This window comes from Morganella sp. EGD-HP17, from assembly GCF_000512315.2.
GTDB lineage: Bacteria > Pseudomonadota > Gammaproteobacteria > Enterobacterales > Enterobacteriaceae > Morganella > Morganella morganii.
This window is the reverse complement of sequence record NZ_AZRH01000012.1, coordinates 52,251-77,510: the sequence shown is the minus strand read 5'-3', so window position 1 is coordinate 77,510 and position 25,260 is coordinate 52,251. Positions and strand designations below refer to the sequence as shown.

The following is a 25,260-nucleotide window of genomic DNA, read 5'->3' as shown; positions in this document are numbered from 1 at the left end:
TTTTCACCAAAACCTCATGATATTTCAATCAATAATATGTGCGCAAAGCGTAATGAAAAACCGGAAAGGTGTCAAATTTAAATTACGTATATCGTAAAGATATCGTTACACCAATGGCATAAAAAAACCGGATTGCAGATCCGGTCACTAAACAGCTTACAATTCGATGTCGATATCACTCAGCGGGTAGCAACTGCAGGGAAGAATTTCACCGTCATTGATAAATGCAACCGGCCTTTGCCGGTAACCGACTTTACCGCGTTTCAGGCGGACACGGCAGGCACCGCAATAGCCTTCACGGCACTGGTATTCCACCGGGACGGATTGTTCGAGTGTATTGAGCAGGTTGTTGTGTTCTTCACTGACATAATGCAGCTGAATACCCTGCATGTTGCCATGCAGGGTGATTTTATAGCGGGGCATCAGAGTTCGAAGTTACTCAGTTCGTCAGTGTTGACTTCAGAGTCAATCTGACCGACCAGATAGGAGCTGACTTCCACTTCCTGTGGCGCCACCTGGACGTTATCGGATACCAGCCAGGCGTTGATCCACGGAATCGGGTTCGAGCGGACTTTGAACGGCAGCGGCAGACCCACCGCCTGCATGCGGATATTGGTGATATATTCCACATACTGACACAGGATATCTTTGTTCAGACCGATCATAGAGCCGTTGCAGAACAGATAATCTGCCCACTCTTTTTCCTGCTCCGCCGCACGGACAAACAGATCGTAGCAATCCTGCTCGCACTCTTTGGCGATTTCCGCCATTTCCGGGTCATCCTGGCCGCTGCGCAGCAGGTTGAGCATATGCTGGGTGCCGGTCAGGTGCAGCGCTTCATCACGGGCGATCAGTTTGATGATTTTCGCATTACCTTCCATCAGTTCGCGTTCGGCAAAGGCAAAAGAGCAGGCGAAACTGACATAGAAACGGATCGCTTCCAGCGCGTTGACGCTCATCAGGCACAGATACAGCTGGCGTTTCAGGGCGCGCAGGGTAACAGTAAAGGTTTTACCGTTTGCGGTATGCGTCCCTTCACCGAACATATGATATTCATTGGTCATACGGATTAGATCATCATAATAGCCGGAAATATCTTCCGCGCGTTTGATGATCTCTTCGTTTGCCACGATATCATCGAATACCACTGACGGATCATTCACGATATTACGGATAATATGCGTGTAAGAACGGGAGTGAATGGTTTCCGAGAAAGACCAGGTTTCCACCCAGGTTTCCAGCTCCGGAATGGAGATCAGCGGCAGCAGCGCCACGTTCGGGCTGCGGCCCTGGATGGAATCCAGCAGGGTCTGGTATTTCAGGTTGCTGATGAATATATGCTTTTCGTGATCCGGCAGGGCATTGTAGTCAATGCGATCGCGGGATACGTCCACTTCTTCCGGACGCCAGAAGAAGGAGAGCTGTTTTTCAATCAGTGATTCAAAAATCGGGTACTTTTGCTGATCATAACGGGCGACGTTCACCGGCTGGCCGAAGAACATCGGTTCTTTCAGCTGATCATTATGTACCTGCGAAAATGTTGTATAAGACATTATTTATTCACCTTAAATTTTACACGCGCCGCCTTCACAACCATCATCGTCGGCGATGACCACTTCCTCAGGAAGGTCTTCCTGGGTATCTTCCGCGCCATCGCGGGTATTGTGGTAATAAAGTGTTTTCACACCGTATTTATAGGCCAGCAGCAAATCTTTCAGTAACTGATTCATCGGTACTTTGCCGCTCGGGAACCGGGTCGGATCATAGTTGGTGTTGGACGAAATCGCCTGATCGACAAATTTCTGCATAATCCCCACCAACTGGAGATAACCTTCGTTGCCCGGCATCTGCCATAACAGCTCATAGGCGGATTTCAGACGGTCATACTCCGGTACGACCTGGCGCAGAATGCCGTCTTTCGAGGCTTTCACGCTGATATAGCCGCGCGGCGGCTCAATACCGTTGGTGGCATTGGAGATCTGCGAGGATGTCTCTGACGGCATCAGGGCAGACAGGGTGGAGTTACGCAGACCGTGTTTTTTGATCTCTTCGCGCAGGCCTTCCCAGTCATAATGCAGCGGCTCGTTCGTCAGCTGATCCAGGGTTTTCTTGTAAGTGTCGATCGGCAGAATACCCTGTGAATAGGTGGTTTCGTTAAACCACGGGCATGCACCGTACTCTTTTGCCAGCTCATTGGAGGCTTTCAGCAGGTAATACTGAATAGCTTCAAAGGTGCGGTGAGTCAGGTTATTGGCACTGCCGTCGGAATAGCGCACACCGTGTTTCGCCAGGTAGTAAGCGAAGTTAATCACCCCGATACCCAGGGTACGGCGGCCCATTGAGCCTTTGCGTGCCGCTTCAATCGGATAATCCTGGTAATCGAGTAGGGCATCCAGGGCACGTACTGCCAGGATAGCCAGCTCTTCCAGCTCATCGAGGTTTTCAATGGCACCCAGGTTAAATGCGGACAGCGTACACAGCGCGATTTCCCCGTTCGGGTCATTCATATCGTTGAGCGGTTTGGTCGGCAGGGCAATTTCCAGACACAGGTTGGACTGGCGCACCGGCGCGATAAACGGATCAAACGGGCTGTGAGTGTTGCAGTGGTCCACGTTCTGAATATAGATACGGCCGGTAGAGGCACGTTCCTGCATCATCAGGGAGAACAGCTCCACCGCTTTCAGCGTCTGTTTGCGGATCGACGGATCTTTCTCATACTGCTCATAAAGACGCTCGAACGCATCCTGATCGGCGAAGAACGCGTCATATAACCCCGGGACATCGGACGGGCTGAACAGGGTGATATCCTGGCCTTTGATCAGGCGTTCATACATCAGTTTGTTGATCTGGACGCCGTAATCGAGGTGGCGGACACGGTTGCCTTCAACACCACGGTTGTTTTTCAGTACCAGCAGGCTTTCCACTTCCAGATGCCAGATAGGGTAGAACAGCGTTGCCGCGCCACCGCGCACGCCGCCCTGAGAACAGGATTTCACGGCGGTCTGGAAATGTTTGTAGAACGGGATACAACCGGTGTGGAATGCCTCGCCGCCGCGGATCGGGCTGCCGAGCGCACGGATGCGGCCCGCGTTGATACCGATACCGGCACGCTGGGACACATATTTGACAATCGCACCGGAGGTCGCGTTGATGGAGTCAAGGCTGTCGCCGCACTCGATCAGCACACAGGAGCTGAACTGGCGGGTCGGGGTGCGGACACCGGACATAATCGGTGTCGGCAGGGAAATTTTGAAGGTTGACGTGGCGTCATAGAACCGGCGGATATAATCCAGACGGGTCTCTTTCGGATAATGTGAGAACAGACAGGCCGCAACCAGGATATACAGGAACTGTGCACTTTCATACACTTCGCCGGTAACACGGTTCTGAACCAGATATTTCCCTTCCAGCTGTTTGACGGCGGCGTAAGAGAAATTCATATCACGCCAGTGATCGATGAACTCATTCATCTGGTCAAATTCAGCTTCGGTGTAATCGGTTAACAGATTTTCGTCATATTTACCGGCAGCCACCATTTTCTGTACATGGGCGTATAACGCCGGCGGCTCAAACTGGCCGTAGGCTTTTTTGCGCAGGTTAAAAATGGCCAGGCGGGCAGACAGATACTGATAATCCGGTGTTTCAGCGGAAATCAGGTCGGCGGCGGCCTTAATCATGGTTTCATGAATATCTGCGGTACGGATCCCGTCGTAGAACTGAATCTGGGAACGTAACTCGACCTGGGAGACAGAGACATTATTCAGACCTTCAGCGGCCCAGGTAATGACGCGGTGGATTTTGTCTAAATCGATACGTTCTTTGTGACCATCACGTTTGGTAACAAGCAGATTCTGGTTCATCAGTTGATATACCCTGTTTTGAAAATGACACCCTGTTGTGATTAACGCGCTGATAACGTGTATCTGCCCGATAAAAAACGATCCCTGAAACAAATGTTCCGGGAAAGTCAATAGCGGGTGCTGAGCGATTTAAACACAAGATGTAGTGTGTCTGTAAAAGATGGGTAACAAGATAATGATAAATGCGCTCAGGATCAAGTGTATAAAATCAGGATCTTTTGTGGATAACTTGAGGATAGTCACCCGCTGACAGAGTGGTAAGCACTGAGATCACTGACAAAATGAAACTGTGCTTACCTTATTACGCGAAGCGATAATTTTAGAAAAATGCGATTTGTTTGGCGTTTTATTAATCGCCGGAGTAATTAACTTGACACTATAAAATAAAACGGGTATGCAACATATAATTTACATCCACATTGGGTGCCAGCCAGAATTTATCGCTTAACGGATTGTAATGTAAGCCGATCATATGCTGCTCGCGCAGACCGGTATTATTCAGCCAGTCAATCAGTTCTGCCGGACGGATAAATTTTTTCGCATCGTGCGTACCGGGCGGTACCATCTTCAGAATATATTCTGCTGCGATAACGGCCATAAACCAGGCTTTTTTGTTGCGGTTAATGGTGGAGAACACCACATCGCCCCCCGGTTTGACCAGACGGGCACAGGAACGCACCACAGACGCCGGATCCGGCACATGCTCAAGCATCTCCATGCAGGTCACCACATCATACTGTTGTGCATGTTTTTCTGCGTGCTGTTCCACCGTTTCCTGCACATAGGTGATATCAGTGCCGTTTTCCAGTGCATGCAGACGCGCAACCTGAAGCGGCTCTGCGCCCATATCCAGCCCGGTGACGTCCGCACCTTCCCGCGCCATACTTTCTGCCAGAATTCCGCCGCCGCAGCCGACATCCAGCACTTTCTTCCCGAACACACCGTTAACCCGCTGCTGAATATAGGCCAGACGCAGCGGATTGATCCGGTGCAGCGGTTTAAATTCACCCTCAAGATCCCACCAGCGTGAGGCAACATCCTCAAACTTTTTGATTTCCGCAGGATCGACATTGGCTGTCAGCGGGGAAGCTGTGTCATTCATGGTCTCTTTCTCTCTCTTGCTGCGGCAGAACCTGCCGGAATACGCGATGGCGTCAGTATACAATGCCGGGCGCGGATGCGTCAGAAATAAAATACTCTCCCGATTTTTATATCTCCTTTTTTAAACATTGGCGATTTGTGGTATAGTTCCGCACCTTGAATCCGGAGTAATGAGGGATACTGGCTCCATGAGCGACAATGCCAAAGAAATCTTGCCCGTTAACATCGAAGAGGAGCTGAAAAGCTCGTATCTGGATTACGCCATGTCCGTTATTGTCGGACGCGCGCTCCCCGATGTCAGGGATGGTCTGAAACCGGTTCACCGCCGCGTATTATTCGCGATGAAAGAACTGGGTAATGACTGGAACAAAGCCTATAAAAAATCTGCCCGTGTGGTCGGGGATGTGATCGGTAAATATCACCCCCATGGTGACAGTGCTGTGTATGAAACGATTGTCCGCCTGGCTCAGCCGTTCTCAATGCGCTATATGCTGGTGGATGGTCAGGGTAACTTTGGTTCAATCGACGGTGACTCCGCAGCAGCAATGCGTTATACGGAAGTCCGTATGGCGAAAATTGCCCATGAACTGTTAGCCGACATCGACAAAGAAACCGTGGATTTTGTACCGAACTATGACGGTACCGAAATGATCCCGGATGTGATGCCGACCCGCATCCCGAACCTGCTGGTGAATGGTTCATCCGGTATTGCTGTCGGGATGGCAACCAATATTCCGCCACATAACCTGGGTGAAGTCATCGACGGCTGCCTGGCCTATATTGATGATGAAGATATCAGCATCGAAGGTCTGATGGAGCACATCCCGGGGCCGGACTTCCCGACTGCGGCGATTATCAACGGCCGCCGCGGTATTCTCGATGCTTACCGCACCGGACGCGGCAAAATTCATATCCGTGCCCGCGCTGAAGTGGAAACGGATGAAAAAACCGGCCGCGAAACCATTATCGTTAATGAAATTCCGTATCAGGTGAACAAAGCCCGCCTGATTGAGAAAATCGCCGAGCTGGTTAAAGAGAAACGTCTGGAAGGTATCAGCGCACTGCGTGATGAATCCGATAAAGACGGTATGCGCATTGTGATTGAAGTCAAACGCGATGCGGTCGGTGAAGTGGTACTGAACAACCTTTATCTGCTGACACAGATGCAGACCACGTTTGGTATCAATATGGTTGCCCTGCATCAGGGACAACCGAAGATCCTCAATCTGAAAGAAATTCTCAGTGCGTTTGTGCGCCACCGCCGTGAAGTGGTGACCCGCCGGACAATCTACGAATTACGCAAAGCCCGTGAACGCGCCCATATCCTCGAAGGTCTGGCGATTGCACTGGCCAATATCGACCCGATTATCGAGCTTATCCGCCGTGCGCCGACGCCTGCGGAAGCAAAAGCCGGGTTACTGGCACAGGCATGGGAACTGGGTACGGTTGCCGCTATGCTGGCCGGTGCCGGTGATGATGCCGCGCGTCCGGAAGGTCTGGATGAGCAGTTCGGTATCCGCGACGGTCTGTATCATCTGACCGAAGTTCAGGCTCAGGCGATTCTGGATCTGCGTCTGCAGAAACTGACCGGTCTGGAGCACGAAAAACTGCTCGACGAATACCGCGAGTTACTGGAACTGATTGCCGGTCTGCTGCATATCCTGCAAAGCCCTGAGCGTCTGATGGAAGTCATCCGTGAAGAGCTGGTGGCAGTGAAAGAGCAGTTCAACGATAAGCGCCGTACTGATATCACAGAAAACACAGCGGATATCAATATCGAAGATCTGATCAGTCAGGAAGACGTGGTGGTGACACTGTCTCATCAGGGCTATGTGAAGTATCAGCCGCTGACCGACTATGAAGCCCAGCGCCGTGGCGGGAAAGGCAAATCTGCCGCCCGTATCAAAGAAGAAGACTTTATCGAACGTCTGCTGGTGGCAAACACCCACGACACCATTCTCTGCTTCTCCAACAAAGGGAAGCTGTACTGGCTGAAAGTGTATCAGTTACCGGAAGCCAGCCGTGGTGCGCGCGGTCGTCCGATTATCAACATATTACCGCTGGATCAGGAACAGAACGAGCGTATCACCGCTATTCTGCCGGTCCGTGAATATGAGGAAGGTAAGTTTGTCTTTATGGCGACTGCCAGCGGTACCGTGAAGAAAACCTCCCTGCAGGACTTCAGCCGTCCGCGTAACGCCGGTATTATCGCCGTTAACCTCAATGAGGGTGATGAGCTGATTGGCGTTGACCTGACTGACGGCAGCAACGAAGTGATGCTGTTCTCTGCTGACGGTAAAGTCGTCCGCTTTGCGGAAGATGCTGTCCGTGCCATGGGGCGTACCGCCACCGGTGTGCGCGGTATCCGTCTGGGTGACGACGATGCGGTCGTGTCGCTGATTATTCCGCGTGGTGAAGGTGAAATTCTGACGGTCACCGAAAACGGCTACGGTAAGCGGACAGCGGAAGCGGAGTATCCGACCAAATCCCGCGCCACTCAGGGGGTTATCTCCATTAAAGTGAGTGAGCGTAACGGGAAAGTCGTGGGGGCAATCCAGGTCGGTGCGGATGATCAGATTATGATGATCACCGATGCCGGTACGCTGGTCCGTACCCGCGTCTCTGAAGTCAGTATCGTGGGCCGTAATACCCAGGGTGTGACGCTGATCCGTACCGGAGAAGAAGAGAAAGTGGTCGGTCTGCAGCGTGTTGCGGAGCCGGAAGAGGATGAAAATGATTTCTCTGAAGACGGTGAAGTGACGGATGCGGCATCTGATGATAATGCAGAAGAGAATAACGATTAATATCACCGGTTTCCGGTAATATAAAATCAGAAAAACCGATAAAGCAGGAACAATAATATTGTTCCTGCTTTTTATTTACCCCGGGGGTTTTGTAAACATTGCACAGTGGTATATCCTAGACATAACAGTCTGAAACCTCGTGAATATATCAGATTCATTATTGGCGGAGCCCCTTTGAGATACTTTTCATCTTTCCAGACATCACTGAAAATTTCGCGTTACCTGTTCCGGATCGTCGGTGTGATGTTATGGGGGCTGGGGGCGCTGGTGACGGTATTCTATTTACTGAATATCTATAACGGGATGCGCAATGATATCCGCCAGCAATATTATTCCGATTACGATGCCTTATTAGCCTATTTCCGGCAATCCACCGATATGACCCGCGATATCCGTTATATGAATGAACGGTTTGTCGAAAATAAAGAAGTACGGCCGGGAGAGCCCGCAGACCGGACCACCGACGGCTTTTTTATTGATTACCGGGCACTGAATACCAAAGGCGACTGCGCGGCCTTCCGCACCGGCAGCGGCCCGTATATTATTGCATTCAAAGATCTCCTGACGTACTGGCAGAACAATATCGCCGCACCGATGGGGCTGAATCAGGTCTTTCTGGTCGGCTCAAAAACCCTGTGTATGGTGTCATTTCCGATCCGCAACCTTTCCACCAGCAGCGAAACGTTGCGCAGAATGGTCAATGATTACTCTCAGAACTATTTCCGCCTGAAAAGTCAGGGGAAAGAGCGCACCATTTACTGGGCGGCGCCGGGTAGTAATCAGGGAATGGCCAGCCTGTTTGTGATGATGCCGCTGTATTATGACGGGCGTTTTCTGGCACTGATGGGTATTGAGCGTAATCTGCAGCTGGAAAACTTTAACCGCCTGCGCGATTTCCCGGCCAATATGGTGATTATTAATGAGCAGGATGATGTCGTGCTCTCTTATCCGGAAGAAATTAACACACAGAAAAATAAAGACCGTTATCTGGTGGACGATAATTATTTCGGCTATGACGACGAATTCACCCAACTGGTCTTTAAACGCAGACTGGCGCCGTCGCTGCTGAGTGTGGTATATACCACGCCGCTGAGCTCAATCTATGAAAAACTGAAATTTCAGATCCTCAACGGGGCGATTCTTAATCTGATCTCTGCCATTATTATCGGGTTGTTTACCTGGCTGCTGGAACGGCGGATATTTATGCCGGCCGAAAACAGCGCCATGCGTCTGGAGGAGCACGAGCAGTTCAACCACAAAATTGTGGCCTCCGCACCGGTCGGGATTTGCATTCTGCGCACACTCGACGGTACGGCACTGCTGAGTAATGAGCTGGCTCATAATTACTGGCGTATGCTTTCGTTTGAGGATCGCAACCGTATCGGCCTGCTGATAAAAGATAAACGGCAGGGGATGGAAGATATGGTGACCCGTAACGGCGGGCACCTTCAGGTCAGTTTTGTGCATTCCCGTTACCAGAACGAGGAAGTGGCGATTTGTGTGCTGGTGGATATCAGCGCACGTGTGCAGCTGGAAAGCTCGTTACAGGATGCGGCACAGGCGGCAGAGCAGGCTAACCAGTCGAAATCCATGTTCCTTGCCACGGTCAGTCATGAGCTGCGCACGCCGCTGTACGGTATCATCGGTAACCTGGAGCTGTTACAGTCCATGGCGCATTCGCGGGATGCCCAGCGCCTGCTCGGTACGATGAATAACTCCTCGTCATTATTACTGAAAATTATCAGTGATATTCTCGACTTCTCCAAAATTGAATCCAAACAGCTGAAAATTGAGCCGAGAGAGTTTAACTTCCGCGAACATATTCATTTTGTGGTGGCAAACTACCTGCCGCTGGTGGCGAAAAAACACCTTTCTCTGTACTGCTTTATTGAAAAAGATGTGCCGGAGCTGGTCTGTAATGACCCGGTACGGATGCAGCAGGTGATCGCCAACCTGTTTAATAATGCGATTAAATACACGCATGTCGGGATGGTGTGCATTCACGTCTATGTCTGCGGTGAATATCTGCATGTGGATATTCAGGATACCGGCGGCGGTATCAGTGAGGACGAGCTGCGCCAGTTATTCGACCCGTTCTATCAGATTATGCCGAACACGGACAGCCCGTCGCAGGGTACCGGGCTCGGGCTGCCTATCTGTGAAAAACTGATTTCACTGATGGACGGTGACATGATGGTGGAATCGCAGAAAGAGGTCGGCAGCTTGTTCGGGATCCGCTTCCCGTGCTATACCGCCTATCCGTCCGGTCATCATGCGGATATTGCGCCGCTGACCGTACCGCTGGTCTTTGAGTTCCGCAACGGCGTGCTGGCGGATTATATGCAGCGTTACTGGCAGGATATTGCCCCGGCAGCGGTTCCGTTATCTGAATGCCCTGATATTGCCTGTGCGGTGGTGATCACGGACGTGGTGACCCCGGCGATGAAACAGGCGCGTCTGCTGATTGAACTGGATGCCGGGTATACCGACAAACCGGTGCCGATGGGCGGCAATCACTGGCGGCATAATACCCATCAGCTTGACGGGTTGTTTGATTTTGTCTCTGACCGCCTGAACAACCGCTGTCAGGAAGCCGATGATCTGCCGCCGCCGCCACTGCCGGACAGTCAGCAGGCAGCACATGTCCGGATCCTGATTGTGGATGACCATCCGATTAACCGCCATCTGCTGTCAGATCAGCTGCATCTGTTCGGCTTCCACACCGCAACGGCGGATGACGGGCTGGATGCACTCGACTTCCTCGAAACCCATGAGGTGGATATTATTCTGTCAGACGTCAACATGCCGAATATGAACGGTTATGACCTGACCCGCACACTGAGAGAGAAGGGGATGACACTACCGGTTATCGGGATCACCGCCAATGCGCTGGCGGAAGAGCGCGAGCGCTGTCTGGCTTCCGGCATGAACGATTGTCTCTCCAAACCGGTCTCGATGCAGGCGCTGCGCACCATGATGCAGCACTACATCCCGCAGGTCACGCCGCCCGGGGCTGAATAACCGGCATATAAAAAAACCGCCGTTCATCTGAATGGCGGTTTTGTATCAGTACTGTAAAACGTTTCCGGATTACTCGTCTCTGTTGCTGTCGATAGTGACAGACGAAAGGTAATTCAGCAGAGCGATATCGTTATCCACACCCAGTTTCAGCATGGCGGATTTTTTCTGGCTGCTGATAGTTTTGATACTGCGGTTCAGTTTACGCGCGATCTCAGTGACCAGATGCCCTTCGGCAAACAGACGCAGAACCTCACTCTCTTTCGGAGACAGGCGCTTATCGCCGTACCCGTTGGCATTCACTTTTTCCAGCAGTTTGGAAACGCTGTCAGGGGTGAATTTCTTTCCTTTCTGCAAAGAGGCCAGTGCTTTCGGCAGATCAGCCGGTGCACCCTGCTTCAGTACGATACCTTCGATATCGAGGTCCAGTACGGCACTGAGGATCGCCGGATTATTGTTCATGGTCAGCACAATAATCGCCAGGTCAGGATAATGGCGCTTGATATACTTGATAAGCGTGATGCCATCACCGTATTTATCTCCCGGCATGGAGAGGTCAGTGATCAGAACATCCGCGTCCAGGCGTGCTAAGTTATTGATGAGTGAAGTGGAATCTTCAAATTCACCAACAACATTAACCGTTTCCAGCTGTTCCAGGGACTTTTTTATCCCGAACAGAACAATAGGATGGTCATCAGCGATAATAACATTCAGGTTATTCATACTCTTGGTTACCTTGCTGCAGCAATTCAGTGACAATGGCATCAATTTCCCGGATACCTTCATCCACCTTCATTTTGTTTTTGTCAGCGATACAGCGTTCTATATCTTCACAGCGTGATTTCAGATAATCAAAGTCGAGCACAGCAAAGACCCCTTTGACCCGATGTACTGTCAGCGCCAGTGGCTGCAATTCACTTAATTCTGCTTCCGTGTACATCTTACTTATATCAGGAGGGACTGTGGTGGCAAACAAATCTTTATACGTACTTTGTGCCAGCTGATTTTTATATAACGCAACAACTTCCCCGACGGAAAGCGCTGCTGTATTAATACCCGGATTCCCGGGTAAGAATCTATCATCAAACTCATCCGAAGTTAAGCTTTGTTCGATAAGCAGCGTAATAGCATTCAGAATTTCATCATTGAAATTATAATTACACTCCACCAGGGAAGGCGTAATCATTCTGTGTTCAATAATGTCATTTCGTAAAAAGAGTATTGGCTTTCTCGCTTTCTTATCAAAGTCAGTCACCAGGATGTCATATTCATCTTGCAATAATGCGCGATTTTTATCAAATAAAATTCCGCCGTTTTCAATTATAATTGCGTTAATTATTTCCCGAATACTCGGATTAATGATATTGATCTTAAACAGCGTATCTTCCAGCACCTCTGACGGCTCACCGATCATCTCGGTGGCAGGCAGCGGCAACTCAACAGTGTAGTGTGTACCGATGTCCGGTTTACTGTCTATTTTCAGCTCTCCGCTGAGTTTTTTACATAATAAATCACACAAATAGAATGCCAGCCCCGAGTTCGGACGACCTTCCGTCTCCGCGACCTGAAACATAAACGGATCGTGCAGATTAACGAGATCAGATTGCGGCAGACCGGAGCCGCTGGCGATTATTTCCAATCTGATATTATTATGTTCATTTTTAAATATATTCTTAAGGCGAATAACCAATTTTCCGTATTTTAAATTACTGACGGCGTAATTCAGTAATAATAAAAATATCTTACTGATAATAGGACCGTCACCAATGTAATTCAGCTGTTTATTAATACTGTTATGGAAATAAAGCGGAATGCCTTTGTCATTTATCTGACGTGAGAATTGTTTAACGATATCTTCGACGATCTGTGACAACAGGAATTCATCATTGGTCGGTTTCCAGTCATCACTTTCCAGGTCAGCCAGCAGAATAATATTTTCGATCCACTCACACAGATAACCGGATTCCGTTACCACTTTATCCATCAGCATGCCGCCGGCGGGATCAGTCACATACGGTGCCAGCGTATGCAGGTCATTACCGAGCTGTTTGACCGGCACCACCAGCTCTGAACGGATATTTGACAGCACAGACTGACGGGCTTTGATACTTTTCTTATACTCACGGTCAGACAATTGCAGGCGGCGTGCGGTCAGCGCTTCCTGATCCACATCCCGGAACAGAATCAGATAAGTATCATTCATATTACGGACCGGATTCATACTGACTTCATAAACCACGTTATCAATGGTGGTCTGGATCCGGCCCTGGTGCTCGCGGGCCATATCGCGGGTTTTGTTCAGGTCGCTGAGGGTCAGCAACTGACTGGCGATGGTATTACTGACCAGCCGTTTATTGGCGGCAAAATCATAAATCGCCAGCCCGATAGGCAGTTGCGCCACAATTTCATTGGTTATCGCCTCACTGTTTCTGGCCTGGCGGACCAGTGTATTGAGCGGGGAAATGAACCGTTTGCGGATATAAACAAGGCCGCCGACGGAGAGCATACTGAACAGGAAGACAGAAATTAACAGCCAGATATTGGCCGCCAGCATCTCTTCGGCCAGAGATAGCAGTGAGAGCTGATAAACCACCTGATACGGCATTTCACGCAGACGGTAACTGAGTTTCAGTGACAGGCCGTTAATACTGATCTGCACCGCATTCGGACGGTTGCTGAGGGTGTGGGTCTCGGCCGGGATCAGTGACAGATTGGACAGATCCAGATTATCCGGCACCAGGTTATTCACCGGTAAATCAAACGCCACCACGCTGGTCAGCTGACCGGGGTTATTAAACATTGCGCGGTAGGTATAGTAATAGGTTGATTCTGACGGCATCTTGGTAAAGGAGGAGAGGGTTTCCCGCTCATCCAGCGCTGTGGAATCCGCCAGCATTTCCGCCCGTTTTTCATCGGCACCCAATGTCAGCGGGCTTTCGCGGTAGCGCAGCTCCGGACGCAGGGCAGAATGGGATGTCACCAGCAGCAGACTGTTATCCAGTCCGTTGAGGTAATATACAGAATTAAACTGATTTTCACCGCCCCACAGAATGGTCAGATAGTCTGAAAAACGCCGTGCGATGGCGTAGGTCTCATCATTGGTCTGGCCGAACAGGATGGCATCCACAACCGGCACACGGCTGTCAATCCAGTAAATATCATTCAGGATCTTATGCGGCGGAACGAGCTCAGGCCGCTTCTCGGTGTCCGTGGTATTGGCGAGCCGGAACAGCTCAGCGGACTGATAGCGGTACGTTTCAACCTGATGTTCTATCCGTGTGCTGAAACTGTAGAGTGCGCCTTTTTTGCTTCCCAGCCAGGCATCGTAATAGTTATATCCGTATAAAAAGAGAGATAAGACTAATAACGAAACAAATGATGCATAAAAGCCGGGTATCGCATAAGGCTTGGAATGTGACTGTCTGTACATATGTTCCGTTGCGACCTTATAGTAAGTACTTGACTGTAAATTCACCGGGAATTAATTCTATCATACTAATTCCCGTCACAATAACAGCAGTATTCCGCCGCAGGGCCGGTATGATGCACGAATGTTGAGCAGGCAGACAAAAAAATCGGATTTTTTTGCATATAGGGGTAGACAGGTTCCTCATTTTTCAGCATAATCGCGCCCCATGGAAGGATGGCCGAGTGGCTTAAGGCAGCGGTCTTGAAAACCGCCGACGGGAGACCGTCCTAGAGTTCGAATCTCTATCCTTCCGCCAAATTCGCCGGCTTAGCTCAGTTGGTAGAGCAACTGACTTGTAATCAGTAGGTCACCAGTTCGACTCCGGTAGCCGGCACCATATTAAACCCGTTAACTCTCAACCAGTTAGCGGGTTTTTCTTTTGTGCTCACCAACCACGATCAGGGTCGGGTGGGACATATTTGGGACATCCTCACCAAAAACAGCATCGATTTGCTGCGCATGCTGGCTCAGATGACCCGGTGCCAGGTGAGCATACCGGCGTACCATTTCTATTGATTCCCATCCCCCCATTTTCTGCAATACGGACAGCGGTACTCCTGCCTGAATTAACCAGCTCGCCCATGTATGGCGAAGGTCGTGAAAACGGAAGTTTTCTATACCGGCACGTTTAAGTGCAGTCCTGAACGCAGTATTACCGTCAACGCGCATTTTTCTGACAACCGGAGTCATTGAGCCGTCAGATCTGTTTTTAGCCTTCGTATGCACAAAAACATACTTTGTGTGATTGCCTATCTGCTCACGCAGGACGCGGCACGCAGTGTCGTTAAGAGCAACACCCAATGCTTTCCCTGATTTGGTCTGATCCGGGGGAATCCGCGCTACTTTTCTCGGCATATCTATTTGTGACCATTCCAGGTTAATAATATTGGAGCGCCGCAGGCCGGTAGCCAGAGCAAATGTCACAACAGATTTAAGAGGTTCACTGCATTCATCGATCAGGCGTTTCGCTTCCCGTGGCTCGAGCCATCGGACCCGGTTATTCTTCGGTTTTGGCACCCGGATATCTGAAACCAACACCACGGGCAATGATTAACAGGATGTGGCGATGAATGACGAACAATTCAAAGTATGTGTTGACATAATCATGGCATGTCGCGATCTGGATTCGTTCACCAATCACGAGGCCGGACTGCGCACAGGAAACTCGACAGAGTTCATTAAGTGGTTTACCAACAAAATGCTGTATATCGGATGTTTGCGAAAGGTTGGTACAACGAGGCATAACCGCCATGTGAGTCCGTTATTTGCTATATCGCCGGATGCTGTCACCAGGCTGTATCGCTACGTTCGTGATTCCCGTGGTGAGTTAATGCCGGGTGGTGAGCAGAGTGAGAGAAAGCGAATCGAATTTTGCGGAAAGGTGGTCAGCAAAGCATACATTGAGCCGGGTTTCGGACAGTCGATTATAACCAGGATGGACGCAATGCTGCGGGAAGTGCGCTGTTTATAAAGACAGTTTCCCGCAGCGTAACATGCGTTATCTTACTATAAATACGGATGTTTTTGCGTAATGTGCTAACGATGAAGCAGTTGAACCAAGGATATGTGTTTTAAAGCTTGGATTGCGGGAGCCAATAATAATAAGGTCAGCTTTAATCTGTTGAGATACGTCGATTATGATGTCGGCAGCACTACCAATCTTAACGAGCAGGGATACCTGGTTATCGGGGATACCGAATTTACTTACAACTTCTTTTAGTTCTTTTTCAATAGTCTTAGATGTTTCATCTTCGAATTTTGTATCTTCAGTGATCATCGGGTATCCAACACCATACTCATTATATTTTTCGGCGGGGGAAATGACAGTCAAGAAATAAAAATGTGTATTTTTATTTACTGAGAATTCATTGATTTCAGAAATAACCTTGTCGGTCAAATAGTTATGATTTAGGTCTATAGGTACAAGAATAACTTTATGCATAACCAACTCCTTTATGAAGAATTAACATCTCATCATTAATAGTAGAACACTTTATCGCCGTTAATCGAAGTTTTTTGCAATCATATATTTATCGAACTGAAGGAGGAGTATGGTGAAGTGGCCAAGGCGAAAATGCCTGATATGCCGCGACTGGTTTCACCCGAAGTTTAGTAACGAATGGTGGTGCTGTCCGGAGCATGGTGCTGAGTTGGCAATAAAGCGACGAAGCAGGGAAAGGGAAAAGGCTGAAGCCAAATTAAGAAAGGAGCAGCAGCAAAAAGAACGTGAAGCAAAAGATAAATTAAAAATCCGCAAGTTAGCAGTAAAACCTACCTCATATTTCCGGCAGCAAGCACAAACAGCGTTTAACCAATTCATCAGACTCTGAGACCGCGATGAACCATGCATCAGCTGTGGTGAACCTAATCCGCCTGATTTACATGGTGGGCAGTGGGACTGCGGTCATTTTCTGTCTGTCGGGTCACATCCTGAGCTGCGGTTTGAGGAGCGAAATGCCTATAAGCAATGTAAATCATGCAATGCGGGGGCCGGTAAATTCTCACACAAAAATAACACTGTAACGCAGAAATACGAGTTACGGCTGATTGAAAAATTTGGACAGGAGTTAGTTGACTGGTTACGCGGTCCGCATGAGATACCGCACTGGAAGCGGGAAGACTATATCCGTATACGCGATGAGTACCGTGCGAAAGTGAGGGAGTTAAAGCGTGAGACCTGAAATTACACCGATACCTGAACACTACGGTAATCAGGCGTCACTGGCGACTGAGTTGAAAATAAACCGGTACACAGTCAGGACGTTTCACCGGGATACCTGGTGCGAAGCGTACATAATCTACATCGGTGTGCTTATGACCGAGTTCGAGATGAAAGGCATACAGGAGTGAGAACAATGAGAGAGGAACATTGGAGCAACACTACTCTTCAGGGCAACTATACGGGAAGCGTCATTTCTGTTTTATCGGAAGATATTAAACCTCATAGCCTGCAAAATAACGAGGTAATGTATGCGTGATATTCGCCAGGTGTTAGAACGGTGGGGGGCTTGGGTTGTTGATAATCAGGAATCAGTATATTGGTCACCAATTGCTGCCGGGTTTAAAGGGCTGATCCCTGAAAAAGTTAAGAGTCGGCAATCATGCAGTGATGATGATGCTCTGGTGATATCCGGCATTATGGCAAAACTGAATATCCGTAACAGTGATATGCATGATCTGCTTTTTGATTACTATGTTTTCGGTAAGACGTTTATTCAGTTGGCCAAGAAATACGGGTGCTCAGACACTCACATAGGGAAAAAACTCCAGAAGGCAGAAGGGCTGGTGGAAGGAATGCTCATAATGGGAGATGTAAAACTGGAAATGGACGGTACATCACATCATGGAGGTATGCGGACATTTATGAACAAATTACATGATTTAAAAATTAATACTTTACGATCGTAAAAAAGACGCTATTGTGATCAGAGTTATTTCTGTGTCGTATTGATTGCAAACTGAAACCCCGTTTTTACGGTTTTTTTTATGTTGATAAACAGATAAGATAATTTGTTTAAATCAGTCGTGATTTACGTGTAGTGATACGTAACATCGGAGGGATAAAATAATAAAGTTTGCTATTTGTGATCATCTGTGGCTTAATAGCGTCACTGGTTTGGAAGTACAGGCCTATTTATGCTAGTCAGTTTAAAGTCGTTCACCATTTAGCGTTATCCCCGATACCACTTCATTGCGAATTCCTTCTAATTAATTCCCATAAGTAAAAATAAAAAACAAACCTCATATGCCTTATGGCAATCAAAAAAATTAAAGGAAATTCTATGTCTAATACAATGACTGGTTCAGTAAAATGGTTTAACGAATCGAAAGGTTTTGGCTTCATCACTCCGGCTGACGGCAGCAAAGATGTGTTTGTTCACTTCTCTGCGATCCAGAGCGACAGCTTCAAGACATTATTTGAAGGTCAGAATGTTACCTTCAATATTGAAGACGGGGCAAAAGGTCCGTCTGCATCAAATGTGGTGGGTCTCTAAGGCACACCAATGATAATAGCACTGTTTTTTCAGTGCCCCTGTTGCAGTGGAACACAATACCGAACTTCGCACTTTGATGTTTCCGCATCAAATCCGCATGGAGCAAAATGTATTTTTTGTAAAACGGTGATGCTGTTGTCCAGGCAATAAAAAAAACTAAATTCCAAGGCCTGATAATATTATCAGGCCTTTTTATTATGCAGTAATTATTACTTATCAGGAAAAAATGTATTCTCTGAATAAATTTTCTATCAGGCTTCTCCACCCAAGGTACATTTTAACCTGGATTGGTATCCTATTGCTTTTCTGTTTGGTTCAGATGCCTTATCCATGGCTTGTGTCGCAAGTAACCTGTCATCTTTAGGGGTTGCATTATTTGAAACCGGTATTGCCTGGTTCTGGAATGACAAAAGAATTAATAAAATATTTACAGTAATGGGTTGTGATAACTTTAATGATGTATATGACAAAAATAATGGTGTTTTAATTATTGGTATCCATTCCATGTCGCTGGAACTTGAGGGCAGAGTTATGGGGCTATGTTTTCCTGTAAATGCTATGTATCGACCGCACAACAATAAAGCAATGGAGTATATACAAACAAGATGCCGAAGCCGCTCCGGAAGTGGGATGATCGACCGTAAGAATCTGAAGTTTATGGTATCGGAACTAAAACGCGGGCAGGCTATTTGGTTTGCTCCGGATCAGGACTTTGGAACTAAAGGTACTATCTTCGCCCCTTTTTTTTCGGTAGCTAATGCTTCTGCATTAAAAGGAGTGGCAGCTATAGCCAAATTATCGAAGTCGCCGATACTTACTGCAACGATGATAAGAAATAATGAAAGTGGTAAGAGGCCTTATGAATTAATAATTGGTAAAGAAATCACTGAGTTTCCGCGTGGAGATGACCTGGCAGATGCTGAGAAACTAAATCAGATTATTGAGGCAGAAATCCTGCATGCTCCGGACCAATACTTGTGGGCACACAGAAGGTTTAAGACCAGACCTCCGGGAGAGAATTCTCTGTACAAATAAGTTACAAGGAATGTCATTGGGTGCCTTATACCCATTACTTATGAGCTGAAACCTCACAATCGCAGTTATTTATGTCTGCAATTTTTGTTTTTGATATGATTTCCGTTAACTGCAAAACGGGAACTATTATGAAAAAAATATTGTTGTGCCTTTTTTTAATTCACACGGATACTGCATACTCAGCGAATTGTGAGCTCGATACTCAGGATTCGGCATTATGCGAGGCGGCAAATGGTGGTGACGCTGGTGCCCAGGTTACAATCAGATCTTATTACTACTACGGTAATGGTGCTCCCATAGATTATAAAACGGCGACTGACTGGTATACAAAAGCTGCGGTACAGGGGAATGAGTACGCACAATATTCTCTGGGGGAGATGTATTTTCAGGGGGAGGGAGTGCAACAGGATTACCGGCAGGCTATTGAGTGGGTTTATAAATCAGGTGAGCAGGGAAATGTATTTTCTCAATACCAGCTTGCGAAAATGTATTATTATGGGAAGGGAATAGAACAGAATTACCGCGTTGCAGCGGAGTGGTATAAGAAAGCGGCCGATCAAAAATATGCATTTGCACTGGCAAAGTTGGCAGAGATGCATCTCTCTGGGGAAGGCGTTGAAAAAAGCCAACCAAAGGCCGGGTCATTGTATGATGAAGCATGTTTTGGTGGGTTTCAATCGGCATGTGACAGCCTTGCGAAGCTGAATAAAAAAAACCAGCACTAATTATTTTCAATCAAATAATTTTTGTAAGTTCAGGCAATTTTTACACTCAGGCTAAATGTGTAAATATGCGGTTTTATTGTTAAAAATTATATTAAAAGTTATTTTCGTCGCCTATCTACTAATGACGGCTAATAAAAATCATGTATTTAATTGAATAATATGTGTTTTTACATCTTAGTTTGGTGTGTATCGATAACTTACAGGTTTAACTCTTCTGAGATTCTGGGCTGTTTACATGTCCGGTCATTCTGAACAGCTAAATACCTCGGTATGATATGGACAGTATTGAGTGTCATAATTGTATATGAAAAAGCCCGCTATGGCGGGCGATATGTATTAGCGGACAACCAGGACGGATGTTTCTGCATAGCGGACTACAGCTGATGCAGTAGACCCAAGTAGATATTTGGTTGAAATATTTGGTGATCTTGAGCTGATGATTATTAAATCAGCGTGTATTTTTTCTGCGGTAGTCAAAATCCCATCTATCGGAGTGTCAAGAATTGCATGATAATGAACCCGATCTTCCGGAAGATTAAATCTTGAAACTTCATTTTTAAGGTCAGCTTCTGCTAACTGCAATCGTTGATTATCTTCTGTAATGATTTCTTTTTCTATGCCGTATGAAAGGCCGATAAACATTTTGTAGCTTGGTATAACGACTAAAAAATGTATGTGCGGGTCATCAAACTTTGAAAGAGATTCGATGTGAGGGATGACATGGTTAACCAGTGCTTTATTAGAAGTGTCAATCGGTACCAGAATATTCTTATACATACTTTTCTCTCCGGTTTGCTTTTCACTATGAAGTATAGGACATTATTGATTATCGGAGGTAAATTATTGAGTAACAGGGGGCAGCTTTAGTAGATTGTCTATTACCCTATAAATTCAAATGCCTTTTTAACTATTTTTATGCTGTAAAATCTGAGGTTGGTTGCTGGTCACGAAGTGATTATTGTAAAGAAATGTAAATGAGTCATTGAAAGTCAAGATCTCATCCCTATATAAATAACACATCAGGGTAAGTTATACCATGATGTGTATTTAAAAAGAATAAATTGAAATACTGAAGGAGGAATTATGCAGAACATTAGTTCTTTTTCATTATTTCCGGCATTATCTGATAGTTTGCTGTCAAATCGCTTTGACCAGATGGATCGTTTATTCAGTCAACTTACGGGCAACAGGCCAATAACCTCAGAACATCCATATAACCTGAAGCAATTAAATGATGCGCACTATCAACTGACGGTTAGTGTTCCCGGATACAGGGAAGATGATCTTGAGGTATCATTGAAAGGTGGCAAACTTAGTATTCAGGGTAAACAACCTGCAGAAGTAGTTAATGAATCAGAGAAATGGGTACACCAAGGGATATTAAAAAGCCAGTTTTCATTAGAATTTAACCTTGGTAAGAATGTCAAAATTCGGAATGCAGAATTATCCTGCGGATTGCTGACATTGGATATAGAGTATGAAATTCCGGAAGAAGAAAAACCACAGTTGATAGCTATTGAAAATAAAGATATAAAGGCTTAGTTTCTTATTTTTTTTGTTCCAAACCCGCCAATATTGGCGGGTTTTACAAGGCCTGAAAATTACAGTCCTAACATAATATATAATGCACCGTTGTTAATAGTATTTTGTGGATTAAAGGTATAACTACGGTGTAAGCCTCACTTCGGTGAGGCTTTTTTATTTTTCCAACTTGTAAGAATGGCTTTCATGTTAGGTTTTCCGAAGTTTCCGAGGGCCGTATGTTTGGTTATTCCGAATAACTGGATACTTGCTGTGAGACTCTGGTAGCGCAGGTCAGTTCGGTTGAACTGAATCAGTTTCTTATTTCAGATGCAAAAAAAGCCGGTTTGGGAATAACCGGCATAAGGAATAAGCGACATTATTTTATGGAAATTTCATTACCTTTTTATTATAGCGTAATAGTATGTGTTTACACGTAATATAATTAAAAAAGATTAACTATGGTGAGATGCCTTGTTTTGATTATCACTCAGAATGATATAAAGGTGTCCGGTTGTCTGCATACGTTTTTATGCTGGTTATCTTAATGGATAACAGTTATTATTATCAGTATGGTGTTGTCGGATTTTGAGGATGATATGCCCAGTAAAGAGGTTAATGGCCGGATATCTGATGCTGACAAAAATGAATCACAAGAGATGTTAAAGCCAGTCAGGGGGCTGTGGTTGATAGTCAGTATTGTGATGTTTAATTTGATTCCAGTGCTTATTCATGGTGGAGTATTGCCACTAACTAATTTTTTGATTTTTAATGTATTTGCTATTCCTGCAGTTGTATTGTTATATCGTAAGAAAACCAGAGGAAAAAATACTTATTAGTATATGGATATTGTATGTTCAGTGGCGCAGTAATGGCTACAGTTTACACATTTTATAATTATGATTAGACTGATTGTTATTTAATTGTTATCTGATTTTTGTCATTTCTTTTTGATAGTCATTATAGCAACACTTTAACTTTCTTCCATTTTTGCTTCTGATGGCATATACAGGAAAGCCGAATCGATCATTATATATGACAGAAATTTTCCAGCCCTTACGTGCAAGGATTATTTCTGCTGCAGCACATTGATGAATGATAAGAATATTCCTGATTGATGCCCATGCTGACTGATGCTGGCCTTCGAGCATCAGTAATGTATGGCGTGCACAGTAACAGTTAATGATATGCGTCAGTTTTTGCATTGGTTTTTGTATTAAAAAAAACCGACACCGGGTCAGTGGTGTCGGCAGTAAATACTAGGAGCAATGTCAATGTGAGCAATACCTGACAAACCGGTATTAAGTTAAATGATAATCATTGTCGTTTGGGTGTCAACTATAAAATTACTGTGGTTTTGTGTTTTCCGCGATCTCTTTGAGTTTTCCGTAAATGTTGAAAGACAGAATAATCAGTTCGCAGGAAATACGGACACCTAGTCCGCCGAAGATGATAGTAGCCAGTCCGCTGATAAGTCCGCTGAAAAAACCGCCACCGTAAGCATTACTGACAAAAATAGTTGCAATACCGGAAAACAGAACACCAATCAGGCCAAGCCAGTAAAGTACAGTAATAAGTTTAGGGGTTATCATCTGGTCGAAAGTCAGAAGAGATTTAAGCATATATAATCCTTGATTAATGTCATTAACGATACGAGCAGTTGAATTATATATACATTCACAAAATTAACCTTAAGGTCGCCATGTGCGGCCTTTTTTATTGTCCGCAACAATAAGAGCATTGGAATACGACAGGCTCATTACCTAATCCGTATTCGGTCACAGTGCTCTTCTTCTTGCTTTCCCGCCGCTGGTGGGATTATCCGAACAATGCCGCAGCCACCTCACTTTAACCTGTTTAAAACATATAAACCGGTTGCGGCATTTCCCTATCAATTCACACACGGAACACTCCGCAGGGGGTGGAAAAATGCGTATGTCCGATAAATATTCCAGCCCTGCGGCGTATGCGTGGGGTGTCTTTACTGCTGCTTTTGGTGCTCTGTCTCTGGATCAATGGGCTATCGTTGCCGGTATCGTCTGCACCATCGGGACGTTCCTGGTGAACTGGTATTACAAACGGAAAGAATTCCAACTGAAAGCCGGAGAACATCATGAATAACCGATTATTTAAAAAAGTCATGGCCGCTTGTGCTGCCGGGGCAATTGCCGGTGCGCTGGTGCTGATCCCAGCGTATGAGGGTGTTGAGTACAAACCTTACCGTGATGTGGTCGGGGTGCTCACCGTATGTTACGGCCATACCGGTAGTGATATTCAGCCCGGCAAGCTGTACACGGACGCTGAATGTAAGGCGCTGCTGCATGACGACCTGACGAAAGTCCGGCGCGCGGTTGACCCGATGATTAAAGTGCCGATTGATGACAATACCCGGGCGGCCATCTATTCATTTGCATATAACACCGGAACCGGTGCGTTCTCGCGCTCCACTATGCTGCGCAAACTCAATGCCGGTGATATCGCGGGTGCCTGTGACGAAATGAAGCGCTGGACGTTTGCCGGAGGTAAACAGTGGCAGGGTCTGATTAACCGGCGTGAGACGGAGAAAGCGATATGTCACGGAACCCTGTAATGCTGATTATCACCACGGTTATCCTGCTGACGGCCTGCCTTCTGGCGGGCTGTTATCTGTATTCACTCGAGATTCACTGTAAGTCGCTGCCGGGTAATCCGCTGGACGGTGTGATCCATTATGAGTGTGAAGCGCCATGAACTGGAAAGAAGCGGTAATTGCTGCGCTGTTTATTACTGCTGCCTGGTGGGTATATGACACCTACCGGGATAACCAGCAGCTGAAGGTGAATAACACAACGTTGTCCGGACAGCTGTCAGCACAGCAGACGATAAATACCATCACGCTTTCAGCCGTTGCCATCAGACACCGCGCAGCACTCGACAATATCAAAGCCAAACAGGTTGAGGACATAGAGCATGTCAACGTTAAAACTGTTATCAAAACTGTTTTCAAAGACAGTGAATGCGCTGTTGCTCCTGTTCCCGCTGATGTTGTCAGTGAGTTGCGCAGATACGCGACCGGAATTAATACCCGCACCGGTGATATCGATTCCACCACAACTGACCGCTGATTGTGAGCAGGTTGAGATACCGGATGATCTGACGTTCGGTGGTGCAGTTGAGCTGCTGGCTGATGCCATGAAATATATTGCTAACTGTAATCACGATAAGTGGTCAATACGGGAGATAGAAGCGGAGAGGATAAAAAAATAGCCCTGAACCGATGGAGGAACGGGCTTAAGTGTTTCACGCGGGTAAACGCTCTTGGATAAAATTACGTCCTCAGAACTAAACAAAAGATAAATAACACTTTGCTAAATAGCGGGGTCTACCTGGTAAAAAAAGCCCGGGGGAATCCGGGCGAAATCAAAACGATTTTCTTTTTTCAACACAGCATGTGCATTTTAATGAAAAATAAAAAACAGCGTCAATGCTTTATCTTTTTGATTTTTAATAAATTAATTTGTTTTTAATAATGAGGCTCTGCCACTGTAACCCATCACAAAGCATGCTCACTGAGTGGGCTTTTATGCGCCGCGTTGTCGCAGTCTTCCTGTATTAACAGGGACCCGTAAACCTTTCCCGGTGAGTGTACAGCGAGAATCAAAAACAACGAATCCATGGTGTGATTACCAATGCAGGCAGCAACGTCGTCATCTGCCGGAGCAACGGGCGTGACAGCCGGAGAGACGGCTCAAA

General features: G+C 46.7%; 22 protein-coding genes, 2 tRNA genes and 3 pseudogenes. 17 read left to right on the top strand and 10 right to left on the bottom strand.

Annotated elements, in window-relative coordinates:
- Positions 1-156: 156 nt before the first annotated feature.
- The 4 genes from yfaE to ubiG form a co-directional block, all read right to left on the bottom strand.
- The gene (gene yfaE, locus X965_RS13330; protein WP_004236769.1) at positions 157-423 is read right to left on the bottom strand and encodes a class I ribonucleotide reductase maintenance protein YfaE; all 267 of its coding nucleotides are present in this window, start codon (positions 421-423) and stop codon (positions 157-159) included.
- Positions 423-1,553 (bottom strand): class Ia ribonucleoside-diphosphate reductase subunit beta, encoded by a 1,131-nt coding sequence (gene nrdB, locus X965_RS13325; protein WP_004236768.1) that lies wholly within the window; start codon positions 1,551-1,553, stop codon positions 423-425. Before nrdB ends, yfaE begins: the two co-directional genes overlap by 1 nt.
- Before the next feature lie 12 nt (positions 1,554-1,565).
- Positions 1,566-3,860 carry a class 1a ribonucleoside-diphosphate reductase subunit alpha gene (gene nrdA / locus X965_RS13320; RefSeq protein WP_004236767.1) on the bottom strand — a complete coding sequence of 765 codons (2,295 nt, stop codon included), beginning with the start codon at positions 3,858-3,860 and terminating at the stop codon, positions 1,566-1,568.
- 376 nt (positions 3,861-4,236) lie between these two features.
- A complete protein-coding gene (ubiG, locus tag X965_RS13315) occupies positions 4,237-4,962 on the bottom strand; it encodes a bifunctional 2-polyprenyl-6-hydroxyphenol methylase/3-demethylubiquinol 3-O-methyltransferase UbiG (RefSeq protein WP_036418410.1) in 726 nt (241 codons plus the stop codon).
- A gap of 187 nt (positions 4,963-5,149) precedes the next feature.
- On the opposite strand from ubiG, the gene gyrA reads away from it, so the two are divergent.
- Entirely contained in the window at positions 5,150-7,765 is a 2,616-nt protein-coding gene (gene gyrA, locus X965_RS13310) for a DNA topoisomerase (ATP-hydrolyzing) subunit A (RefSeq protein WP_004236765.1), read from the top strand.
- Between the two features lie 174 nt (positions 7,766-7,939).
- Complete coding sequence (rcsC, locus tag X965_RS13305; RefSeq protein ID WP_036418406.1) at positions 7,940-10,786, top strand: two-component system sensor histidine kinase RcsC; 2,847 nt, start codon at positions 7,940-7,942, stop codon at positions 10,784-10,786.
- 69 nt (positions 10,787-10,855) lie between these two features.
- On the opposite strand, the gene rcsB is transcribed toward rcsC, so the two are convergent.
- Positions 10,856-11,506 carry a response regulator transcription factor RcsB gene (rcsB, locus tag X965_RS13300; RefSeq protein ID WP_036418404.1) on the bottom strand — a complete coding sequence of 217 codons (651 nt, stop codon included), beginning with the start codon at positions 11,504-11,506 and terminating at the stop codon, positions 10,856-10,858.
- Positions 11,499-14,213: a phosphotransferase RcsD gene (gene rcsD / locus X965_RS13295; protein ID WP_036418401.1), complete on the bottom strand. Its 2,715-nt coding sequence runs from the start codon at positions 14,211-14,213 to the stop codon at positions 11,499-11,501. Before rcsD ends, rcsB begins: the two co-directional genes overlap by 8 nt.
- 207 nt (positions 14,214-14,420) lie before the next feature.
- On the opposite strand from rcsD, the gene X965_RS13290 reads away from it, so the two are divergent.
- Together X965_RS13290 and X965_RS13285 are read left to right on the top strand one after the other, a co-directional pair.
- Positions 14,421-14,508 (top strand) — tRNA-Ser (locus X965_RS13290).
- Positions 14,509-14,513: 5 nt separating this feature from the next.
- Positions 14,514-14,589 (top strand) — tRNA-Thr (locus X965_RS13285).
- Between the two features lie 26 nt (positions 14,590-14,615).
- Here the strand turns inward: X965_RS13285 and X965_RS13280 are convergent.
- A pseudogene (locus X965_RS13280) lies at positions 14,616-15,275 on the bottom strand (integrase); the annotation flags it as partial.
- Positions 15,276-15,318: 43 nt separating this feature from the next.
- Here X965_RS13280 and X965_RS13275 point away from each other — a divergent pair.
- Positions 15,319-15,723 (top strand): hypothetical protein, encoded by a 405-nt coding sequence (locus tag X965_RS13275; protein ID WP_036418399.1) that lies wholly within the window; start codon positions 15,319-15,321, stop codon positions 15,721-15,723.
- Between the two features lie 27 nt (positions 15,724-15,750).
- On the opposite strand, the gene X965_RS13270 is transcribed toward X965_RS13275, so the two are convergent.
- Positions 15,751-16,194 (bottom strand): universal stress protein, encoded by a 444-nt coding sequence (locus tag X965_RS13270; RefSeq protein ID WP_024473812.1) that lies wholly within the window; start codon positions 16,192-16,194, stop codon positions 15,751-15,753.
- 109 nt (positions 16,195-16,303) lie between these two features.
- Between X965_RS13270 and X965_RS13265 the strand changes: the two are divergent.
- The 6 genes and pseudogenes from X965_RS13265 (at position 16,304) to X965_RS13240 (ending at position 20,007) form a co-directional block, all read left to right on the top strand.
- Positions 16,304-16,933 (top strand): annotated as a pseudogene (locus tag X965_RS13265) (recombination protein NinG).
- 289 nt (positions 16,934-17,222) lie between these two features.
- Complete coding sequence (locus X965_RS13255) at positions 17,223-17,660, top strand: antiterminator Q family protein (protein WP_036418396.1); 438 nt, start codon at positions 17,223-17,225, stop codon at positions 17,658-17,660.
- A gap of 374 nt (positions 17,661-18,034) precedes the next feature.
- Positions 18,035-18,247 carry a cold shock domain-containing protein gene (locus X965_RS13250; RefSeq protein WP_004242341.1) on the top strand — a complete coding sequence of 71 codons (213 nt, stop codon included), beginning with the start codon at positions 18,035-18,037 and terminating at the stop codon, positions 18,245-18,247.
- Positions 18,248-18,256: 9 nt separating this feature from the next.
- Positions 18,257-18,397: a hypothetical protein gene (locus X965_RS19775; RefSeq protein WP_223302381.1), complete on the top strand. Its 141-nt coding sequence runs from the start codon at positions 18,257-18,259 to the stop codon at positions 18,395-18,397.
- 76 nt (positions 18,398-18,473) lie between these two features.
- Positions 18,474-19,282: pseudogene (locus tag X965_RS13245) on the top strand (kdo(2)-lipid IV(A) palmitoleoyltransferase).
- Positions 19,283-19,353: 71 nt separating this feature from the next.
- Positions 19,354-20,007 carry a tetratricopeptide repeat protein gene (locus X965_RS13240; protein ID WP_082457289.1) on the top strand — a complete coding sequence of 218 codons (654 nt, stop codon included), beginning with the start codon at positions 19,354-19,356 and terminating at the stop codon, positions 20,005-20,007.
- A 336-nt stretch (positions 20,008-20,343) separates the two neighbouring features.
- On the opposite strand, the gene X965_RS13235 is transcribed toward X965_RS13240, so the two are convergent.
- Positions 20,344-20,784 (bottom strand): universal stress protein, encoded by a 441-nt coding sequence (locus tag X965_RS13235; RefSeq protein WP_036418394.1) that lies wholly within the window; start codon positions 20,782-20,784, stop codon positions 20,344-20,346.
- 306 nt (positions 20,785-21,090) lie between these two features.
- On the opposite strand from X965_RS13235, the gene X965_RS13230 reads away from it, so the two are divergent.
- Positions 21,091-21,549 (top strand): Hsp20 family protein, encoded by a 459-nt coding sequence (locus tag X965_RS13230; RefSeq protein ID WP_004242347.1) that lies wholly within the window; start codon positions 21,091-21,093, stop codon positions 21,547-21,549.
- Positions 21,550-22,127: 578 nt separating this feature from the next.
- Complete coding sequence (locus X965_RS13225; RefSeq protein WP_036418457.1) at positions 22,128-22,367, top strand: hypothetical protein; 240 nt, start codon at positions 22,128-22,130, stop codon at positions 22,365-22,367.
- A gap of 507 nt (positions 22,368-22,874) precedes the next feature.
- Here X965_RS13225 and X965_RS13220 read toward each other — a convergent pair.
- Positions 22,875-23,150 (bottom strand): DUF4282 domain-containing protein, encoded by a 276-nt coding sequence (locus X965_RS13220; RefSeq protein ID WP_036414580.1) that lies wholly within the window; start codon positions 23,148-23,150, stop codon positions 22,875-22,877.
- A 307-nt stretch (positions 23,151-23,457) separates the two neighbouring features.
- Between X965_RS13220 and X965_RS13215 the strand changes: the two genes are divergently transcribed.
- Genes X965_RS13215 through X965_RS13205 form a run of 4 tightly spaced genes read left to right on the top strand, consistent with a single transcriptional unit; the run spans position 23,458 to position 24,632 of the window.
- On the top strand, positions 23,458-23,649 hold the full coding sequence (locus X965_RS13215) for a phage holin family protein (RefSeq protein WP_036418393.1): 192 nt from the start codon (positions 23,458-23,460) through the stop codon (positions 23,647-23,649).
- Positions 23,642-24,118 (top strand): lysozyme, encoded by a 477-nt coding sequence (locus X965_RS13210; RefSeq protein WP_036418391.1) that lies wholly within the window; start codon positions 23,642-23,644, stop codon positions 24,116-24,118. The genes X965_RS13215 and X965_RS13210 overlap by 8 nt, the downstream gene beginning before the upstream one ends.
- Positions 24,100-24,258, top strand: a complete 159-nt coding sequence (locus X965_RS19565) for a hypothetical protein (RefSeq protein WP_165763945.1) — start codon at positions 24,100-24,102, stop codon at positions 24,256-24,258. The genes X965_RS13210 and X965_RS19565 overlap by 19 nt, the downstream gene beginning before the upstream one ends.
- Complete coding sequence (locus tag X965_RS13205) at positions 24,255-24,632, top strand: hypothetical protein (protein WP_036418389.1); 378 nt, start codon at positions 24,255-24,257, stop codon at positions 24,630-24,632. The genes X965_RS19565 and X965_RS13205 overlap by 4 nt, the downstream gene beginning before the upstream one ends.
- The last annotated feature ends 628 nt before the right edge of the window (positions 24,633-25,260 follow it).